1 protein-coding gene is annotated in these 229 nt (G+C 62.9%); it reads left to right on the top strand.

Going from position 1 to position 229, the window contains the following annotated elements:
- The coding region (locus tag KVT32_RS31935) for a hypothetical protein (protein WP_217619618.1) at positions 1 to 229 on the top strand (229 nt) is incomplete at both ends.

Genomic DNA, 229 nt, shown 5'->3' with positions numbered 1-229 from the left:
CATGCCTTTGCCGAGGAAGTGCGCTCGACCGTCACCTCGATCGACCTGTCGCTGAGCCAATTGCGCCTGAGCTGGCTGCGCAACCCGGACCAGTTCCGCGCCATCGTCAACGAGCTCAACACCCATCTGCAGGGCCACCTGCTGGTCAACATGATCGTCACCGACGACAAGGGCATCGCCGTGTTTTCCAGCGTCGGCGACGTTTCGCGCCGGATCGACCTGAGCGATC

Source organism: Achromobacter sp. GbtcB20, assembly GCF_019091095.1.
GTDB classification, from domain to species: Bacteria; Pseudomonadota; Gammaproteobacteria; order Burkholderiales; family Burkholderiaceae_B; genus Achromobacter; species Achromobacter mucicolens.
The sequence above is the reverse complement of the archived record's forward strand: the minus strand, read 5'-3'. Positions and strand labels throughout refer to the sequence as shown.